5 protein-coding genes are annotated in these 6,890 nt (G+C 61.0%); 4 read left to right on the top strand and 1 reads right to left on the bottom strand.

The genetic code is table 11. The features are described 5' to 3' along the window. Window positions 1–29 precede the first annotated feature (29 nt). Entirely contained in the window at window positions 30–1,697 is a 1,668-nt protein-coding gene (locus RTX98_RS12825) for a Na/Pi cotransporter family protein (protein ID WP_312797020.1), read from the bottom strand. A gap of 235 nt (window positions 1,698–1,932) precedes the next feature. Between RTX98_RS12825 and dnaG the strand changes: the two genes are divergently transcribed. The 4 genes from dnaG to RTX98_RS12805 all read left to right on the top strand — a co-directional run. Next, entirely contained in the window at window positions 1,933–3,873 is a 1,941-nt protein-coding gene (gene dnaG / locus RTX98_RS12820; RefSeq protein ID WP_312797019.1) for a DNA primase, read from the top strand. Window positions 3,874–4,201: 328 nt separating this feature from the next. Then, window positions 4,202–6,223 carry an RNA polymerase sigma factor RpoD gene (gene rpoD / locus RTX98_RS12815; protein ID WP_312797017.1) on the top strand — a complete coding sequence of 674 codons (2,022 nt, stop codon included), beginning with the start codon at window positions 4,202–4,204 and terminating at the stop codon, window positions 6,221–6,223. 141 nt (window positions 6,224–6,364) lie between these two features. Then, entirely contained in the window at window positions 6,365–6,628 is a 264-nt protein-coding gene (locus RTX98_RS12810; RefSeq protein ID WP_312797016.1) for a KTSC domain-containing protein, read from the top strand. A gap of 38 nt (window positions 6,629–6,666) precedes the next feature. Beyond that, on the top strand, window positions 6,667–6,890 hold a 224-nt coding region (locus RTX98_RS12805), incomplete at its 3' end, for a YjbQ family protein (RefSeq protein ID WP_416223119.1).

The following is a 6,890-nucleotide window of genomic DNA, read 5'->3' as shown; positions in this document are numbered from 1 at the left end:
CGGGTTTGACGAGATCTAAAGCCGACCGCTCAGCTCGCGGCGCGCAGCCGCGAGTTGTTGAGCAGACCGCGCTCTTCAAGAACCGGATAGGCGATCGAGGCCAGAAGCGAGTTGATCTGCTTCAGGTCTCGGATCGTGTCGAGGTGGATGGTGCTCGTTTCCACGCTGCGGACCGAGCCCTCGCGCAGCCGGGCGAAATGACGGCGCGCGGTATCCTTCTCCGTATCGCGCAGCCGGTCCTTTTCGGCCACCAGCTGACGCGCCGTGGCGGCATCGCGTGAGACCAGCACGTTGAAGGCTAGGCGCGCATTGGCCAGCACCGCGGCGTGAAAGGCGGCCAATTCACGCCAGCCTTCGCCTGTAAATTCAAGCTTGTGCTGCACCTTCTTGCGGACATGCACCAGCATGTTGCGCACGATGATGTCGCCGACCTGTTCCAGCTTCACGCAGGCGCCCAGCAACTCGCTGCAGCGCTGCGCATCGTCTTCCGTCATCTCGGCGGGGTCAATGCGTGCAAGGTAGAGTTTGAGGCGGGCATGCCTGCGGTCGACACGGTCGTCGAGCCGCGCGAGAGCGTCGATGCCCTTCTGGTCCGCCGCTTCGTAAAGCTCGAAAATCCGCGCCAGCATTACTTCTATGATCTCGCAGATCCGCATGGCCTCGCGGGTCGCATTGCCGAGGGCGAGATGCGGGGTTTTCAGCGCGGAATCGTGCAGGATCGTCGGCTCGACGTCGGCCAGTTCCGGCTCCGGTTCCTGCTTCGTGGACATGCGCACGAAGGCTTCAGACGCCTTGAGGATGAGGCTCGCCAACGGAATGCCGGCGACCAGCATCAGGCAGTTGAAGGCAATGTGGGCGTTGACGATCTGGTCGGCGCCGGTTGCGCCAAGAAGGGTAACCGGCGGGCGAAAAGACAGGAACAGGGCCAGCACCACGATCGAGCCCACGCCGCGCATCAGGAGATTGCCGATCGGGACGACGCGCACTGGAGCCGGCGAGGCGCGGGTCAGAAGCGGGGCGATCAACGAACTGCCGAGATTGACGCCGAGCACCATCACCACGCCAAGCTCCGGCGGGATCAGGCCGCGCGCGGCGAGCGTCACCAGAAGCAATACCGCCGCGATGCTGGAATGAAACAGCCAGGTTAGCACTGCCGACAAAAGGAAGGCAGTGACCGGATCGCTGGAGAAATAGTCGATCACCAGAGGCAGGAGCCGGCTGTCGCGAAGTGGCTCCGACGCTTGCCCGATCATTTCCAGAGACAGGATCAGCAGGCCAATGCCGACGATGATGCGCCCGAGCTGACGCCACTCGCGCTTCTCGGTCGCCATGAACATCGTCGTGCCTGCGGCAAGGCAGATCGGCACGAGAAGCGTCAGGTCGAACGTCAGCAGCCTAACGACCAGAGCCGAGCCGATCTCGGCGCCGCGAACGGCGAGCTGGCCTGCAATGCCCGACACGATGCCCGAACCCGCAAAGGACCCGACCAGCAGGGTCACTGCCGTGGAGCTTTGCAGCGCAATCGCCAGTCCCGCGCCGGTGGCGACGGCTGCCAGCGGATTGCGCATGGTGGAGCGCAGCTTGATCCGCAGCACATCGCCATAAGCACGCTCGACGCCGGTCTTCACCATGCGCGTCGCCCAAAGCAGCAGCGCGATGGCGCCCGCGAGATGCAGGAAGAACACCGATCCCGTCATGGCCACCACCCGGCGACGAGGCGGAGCACGCCCCTATGTTCCAGCAGATTTCGCATTGTTTCCGGCATGATGTAGTTTAGCCGGATAATGGCTTCCACCACAAATGAATACCGTACTGCGCGCGACAGGGCTTGTCGCTGCTGTTTGTGGCTTCCTGTGAATCGCGGGCATCGCTGTGGGCGTTGATGGTATTCGACCGGCAGGGGGGCTATGACCTCGGTACCAGAGGTTTTTCATGCGCTTTCCCGACTCCTTTCTCGATGAAATTCGTGACCGGGTGCCGATTTCGGCGCTGATCGGGACGCGTGTTTCCTGGGATCGGCGCAAGACCAATGCGTCGCGCGGCGATTACTGGGCCTGCTGTCCGTTTCATGGCGAGAAGAGCCCGAGCTTCCATTGCGAGGACAAGAAGGGCCGCTACCATTGCTTCGGCTGCGGTGTGTCGGGCGATCATTTTCGCTTTTTGACTGAACTCGACAGCCTGTCCTTTCCTGAAGCGGTTGAGCGGGTGGCGGATATGGCGGGCGTGCCGATGCCGGCGCGCGATCCAGTTGCCGAGAAGCGCGAGAAGGAACGCGCGTCGCTGCATGACGTCATGGAAATGGCGACGGCGTTTTTTGAGGAACAGCTGCAAAGTTCGGGTGGCGCCAAGGCGCGGGCTTATCTGCGCGATCGTGGGCTGACATCGGTCACGCAGCGCGAGTTTCGGCTGGGTTATGCGCCGGACTCCCGCAATGCTTTGAAGGAGCACTTGGCCAGCAAGGGTGTCGACAAGAGCCAGATCGAAGCATGCGGCCTGGTTGTGTTCGGTGACGATATTCCCGTGTCCTATGACCGTTTTCGAGACCGCATCATGTTCCCGATCGAGGACACGCGCGGCCGTATCATTGCGTTTGGCGGTCGCGCGATGTCGGCGGAGGTTTCGGCGAAATATCTGAACTCCCCGGACACCGAACTCTTCCACAAGGGCAACGTCGTTTACAATTTCGCCCGCGCTCGGAAAGGGCAGGGCAAGGACGGCACGCTGATCCTTGTGGAAGGCTATATGGACGTGATCGCCTTGGCGCAGGCGGGCTTTACCAATGCGGTGGCACCGCTCGGGACGGCGCTGACCGAAAACCAGATCGAGCTGATCTGGCGCGCAACCGGCGAGCCGGTGCTGTGTTTCGACGGCGACGGTGCCGGGCAGCGGGCGGCTTGGCGGGCGGCAGACTTGATCCTGCCCACCGTTGCAGCAGGACGCACCGCGCGCTTCGTTTTGCTTCCGGAAGGCAAGGACCCCGATGATCTCGTGCGCGAAGAGGGTCCGGATGCATTTCGCAGGTCGCTCGGTGAGGCCCGACCGCTTGGCGATCTGATCTGGAGCCGCGAAACCGGTGGTCAGGTGTTCGAAACACCCGAACGGCGAGCGGCGCTTGAACAGGTGCTGCGCGAGATCACAGGGCGCATCAGGGATGAGAGCGTTCGGCGGCATTATCAGCAGGATATGCGCGACCGCGTTCATGCCTTTTTCGGTTCGACGCGGCCCAACAATCGCTACAACAACAATGATCGTGGCAAGGGACGCGGCGACAACACCTGGCGCGGCGGTGATGGACGACCGGGTGCAGGCGGCCGCGGGCCGATGGCCGTGTCGGAGAGCCTGACGCGTTCAGCGCTGGTCAACAATAGCGGAGCGCTGCCGATCCGCGAATCCGCCATGCTGGTGTCGCTGGTCAATCATCCCGGTCTGATCGACGCCTTCTTCGACGACATCGAGCGCCTCGAACTGGATCATCCGGTGCTGCGGCAGCTTCATGCCGGTATCCTGGATGCTGCCGCGCATCAGGCGACCGGCGACCGACAGGAACTGACGGACTATCTCAACAATTCAGGTCTCAGCGAGCCGCTTGAGAAAGCGAGCCTGATCGTGCGCCGGGTGGGGAACTGGACTGCGCTGGAAGATGCCGACATTGCCGACACGCGCGACGCGTTCCTGCAGCTGCTATACTTGCATAGAAGCGCATCAACTCTACATAGAGAGCTGAAAGCAGCCCAACTCGCCCTTGCAAATGATACAACCGAGGAGAACTTTCGACATCTCCTCGATATCCAGGCGCAGTTTCGCGAGTTCCAGGCTGTTGACGCGTTGATTGAAGGGTTCGGCATTTCTTCAGGGCGGGCGCGGCAGAGTTGATGGACGACAAGACGCGTCAGGCGATCCTTTGTCGCCGAATGATTCGCTTTGTGGAGCGAATCATGACAGCTGCCTTGACCTAGCGCCTGAGACGCGGAATCAGGAACAATTCGAATTTGGGTCGCGGAAAAGGCATCCGCGAAGGACTTTAACGACGAAACACCAGTGTGGACCGCGCGAGCCGCCGGGGGAACCGCCCTTTGGGACGAGGGTTAATCCGGAATTAATTGGGCTCGGATACGCGGTGGACAACGCGGGAGCGGCCCCGCCGCATTGATTGAGACGGATCGCGTTCGTTGCGCAACCGTCTGCTTGGAGAAGCTGAATCATGGCAGTGAAAGAAAAGGAAGAGGTCGAGACGGAACGCGAAAGCGCAACCGACGGGCCATTGCTCGACCTTTCCGATGATGCCGTCAAGAAGATGATCAAGGCCGCGAAAAAACGCGGCTATGTCACGATGGACGAGCTCAACTCGGTTCTGCCGTCGGAAGAAGTGACTTCCGAGCAGATCGAGGACACTATGGCGATGTTGTCCGACATGGGCATCAACGTCGTCGAAGATGACGAAGCCGCCGAAGAAGGTGGCGAGCGCGACGCGGCCGATGGCGAAGAAGACGCCAACGAACTGGCGGAGCGTACCGGCACGGCCGTTGCGGCGACTACCACCAAGAAAGAGCCGACCGACCGCACCGACGATCCGGTGCGGATGTATCTGCGTGAGATGGGCTCGGTGGAGCTTTTGTCGCGTGAAGGCGAAATCGCGATTGCGAAGCGCATCGAGGCTGGCCGCGAGACGATGATCGCGGGCCTTTGCGAAAGCCCGCTGACGTTCCAGGCCATCATCATATGGCGCGACGAACTGAACGAAGCCAAGATCCTGCTGCGCGAGATCATCGATCTCGAGGCCACCTATGCCGGCCCTGAAGCCAAGCAGGCGCCGGTTGTCGTCCATAATCCGGAAGACGCTGAGAAGCCCAAGGTCGACGAGCGCGGCCGCCGCATCCGTGAAGACGACGACATCACCAATGTCGGCGGCGAGAATCGGGTCGAGGACGACGACGAAGACGACGACGAGGCCAGCCTGTCGCTCGCGGCCATGGAGGCAGAACTCCGCCCGCAGGTGATGGAAACGCTCGACGTCATCGCCTCAACCTACAAGAAGCTGCGTAAGCTGCAGGACCAGCAGGTCGAGTCCCGTTTGGCAGACGCGGATTCGCTGTCGTCATCGCAGGAGCGCTCCTACAAGAAGCTCAAGGACGAGCTGATCACGGCGGTGAAGTCGCTATCGCTCAACAATGCGCGTATCGAAGCGCTGGTGGAGCAGCTCTACGACATCAACAAGCGTCTTGTTCAGAATGAAGGCAAGCTGCTGCGCTTGGCTGAAAGCTACGGCGTGCGCCGCGAAGAGTTCCTGCGTGAGTATCAGGGTTCGGAACTCGATCCGAACTGGATGGGTCGTGTCGGTACGCTGACCAGCCGTGGCTGGAAGGAGTTCGCCCGTTCGTCCAACTCTGCGATCGTGGACATTCGTCTCGAGATCCAGAACCTCGCGACCGAAACCGCGATCTCGATCCTGGAATTCCGCAAGATCGTGAACCAGGTCCAGAAGGGCGAACGCGAAGCCGCGATCGCCAAGAAGGAAATGGTCGAGGCCAATCTTCGCCTCGTGATCTCGATCGCCAAGAAGTACACCAACCGCGGTCTGCAGTTCTTGGATCTGATCCAGGAAGGCAATATCGGCCTGATGAAGGCCGTCGATAAGTTTGAATATCGTCGCGGTTACAAGTTCTCAACCTATGCGACATGGTGGATCCGTCAGGCTATTACCCGTTCGATCGCCGATCAGGCCCGCACCATCCGCATTCCGGTGCATATGATCGAAACGATCAACAAGATCGTTCGTACCTCGCGCCAGATGCTGCACGAGATCGGCCGCGAGCCAACGCCGGAAGAACTGGCTGAAAAGCTTGCAATGCCGCTCGAAAAGGTCCGCAAGGTCCTGAAGATCGCCAAGGAGCCAATCTCGCTCGAAACGCCGGTGGGCGACGAGGAAGACTCACACCTCGGCGATTTCATTGAGGACAAGAACGCGATCCTGCCAATCGACGCGGCGATCCAGGCCAATCTGCGCGAAACGACAACGCGCGTGCTGGCTTCGCTCACTCCGCGTGAAGAGCGCGTGCTGCGCATGCGCTTCGGCATCGGCATGAACACCGATCACACGCTGGAAGAAGTCGGCCAGCAGTTCTCGGTGACGCGTGAGCGTATCCGCCAGATCGAAGCCAAGGCGTTGCGCAAGCTCAAGCATCCGAGCCGGTCGCGCAAACTGCGGTCTTTCCTCGACAGCTAAGCTTAGCTGGTCGACAATATCAAAAGCCCGGCCGAGGGATTGGCCGGGCTTTTTCGTATGTGCTGCGGCCTTCTGACTCAGGCTGGAACAGCGTGGACTCCTCGTGGATTCGCTGAGGGATGAACCCTTGGGATCGACACGATGCCTGCACCCATTCCACAACGCGCACCACGCTTGAAGAACCCTATTCCGCGTATCCGCCGCCAGCCTGTCCGCTCTACCAGCGTTCATGAAGCCGGCTATGATGTGGCGACGCAAACGCTCGATCTGCGATTCAGCGGAGGTGTTTACCGCTACGATGCGGTGCCTCGTGCAATCTATGAGGCGTTGCTCGGCGCGGTTTCGCCGGGGCGGTTCGTCAACGATCAGATCCGCGGGCGCTTCCGCTGCCACCGTATCGGCTGATAGAAGAAGCCGGACAGCGCGCTATCAGTGGGACAATCATGCCGCAAACCACGCTCACGATCGCCACACACGGTGGTGGTCTTTACGAGTTTACGCAGGAAGCTCAGCGCTTCGTGCAGGGTGAGGGCATATCGAGTGGTGTGCTGACGCTGTTTGTGCGCCACACCTCGTGTTCCCTGCTGATCCAGGAGAATGCTGATCCGGATGTGCGGCGCGACCTCGATGCCTTCTTCCAGCGGCTCGTGCCGCCGGCCGATGATCA

Origin of the sequence: Tianweitania sp., from assembly GCF_032053605.1 — a bacterium.
Classification (GTDB): Bacteria; Pseudomonadota; Alphaproteobacteria; order Rhizobiales; family Rhizobiaceae; genus Tianweitania.
The sequence above is the reverse complement of the archived record's forward strand: the minus strand, read 5'-3'. Positions and strand labels throughout refer to the sequence as shown.

Excerpts from the sequence above, each read along its gene's own strand:
- RTX98_RS12825 (WP_312797020.1), bottom strand. The coding sequence starts at position 1,697 with ATGACGGGATCGGTGTTCTTCCTGCATCTCGCGGGCGCCATCGCGCTG.
- rpoD (WP_312797017.1), top strand. The coding sequence starts at position 4,202 with ATGGCAGTGAAAGAAAAGGAAGAGGTCGAGACGGAACGCGAAAGCGCA.
- dnaG (WP_312797019.1), top strand. The coding sequence starts at position 1,933 with ATGCGCTTTCCCGACTCCTTTCTCGATGAAATTCGTGACCGGGTGCCG.
- RTX98_RS12810 (WP_312797016.1), top strand. The coding sequence starts at position 6,365 with ATGCCTGCACCCATTCCACAACGCGCACCACGCTTGAAGAACCCTATT.